Raw genomic sequence first — 496 nt, 5'->3', positions numbered from 1 at the left:
CAGTTGGGACTTACCGAAAGCGGATGGCCGAGCTTAGCAGCGCATCCAGGCACTGGCTACCGCGCCTCCCGACCAGGATCGTAAAGAGATGGCAAAGAAAGGAAGCGCGTAGCATTTTGCCGCAGGGGGGCATGAACAGGGACGGCGTGGCATCCCGGAAAAGCAGGCAAAAAAAAACGGCCTATAAGGCCGTTTTCTTCGATGCTTCAGGGCGTTCAGTGTTCCCGTGAAGCTAATATGGCGCAGCGGACGGGACTCGAACCCGCGACCCCCGGCGTGACAGGCCGGTATTCTAACCGACTGAACTACCGCTGCGCGTCGGCCGGACTTTCGTCCGTAATCTCACAAAGGTTGGTGGCTGATGACGGGATCGAACCGCCGACCCCCTGCGTGTGATGCAGGTGCTCTCCCAGCTGAGCTAATCAGCCGATCGCCTTGCGAGGCGCGCAATTTACTCACCCCCCTAAGCTAAGTCAACAACAGCATTGAATTTTTT

2 tRNA genes are annotated in these 496 nt (G+C 57.7%); both read right to left on the bottom strand.

Annotated elements, in window-relative coordinates:
- Positions 1-238: 238 nt before the first annotated feature.
- Positions 239-315: transfer RNA gene (locus tag ACU8YC_RS26410), tRNA-Asp, on the bottom strand.
- A 37-nt stretch (positions 316-352) separates the two neighbouring features.
- Positions 353-428 (bottom strand) — tRNA-Val (locus ACU8YC_RS26405).
- Between the last annotated feature and the right edge of the window lie 68 nt (positions 429-496).

The sequence above is a fragment of the Citrobacter sp. VF227 genome (assembly GCF_052950715.1).
This window is presented reverse-complemented; position numbering and strand designations above follow the sequence as displayed.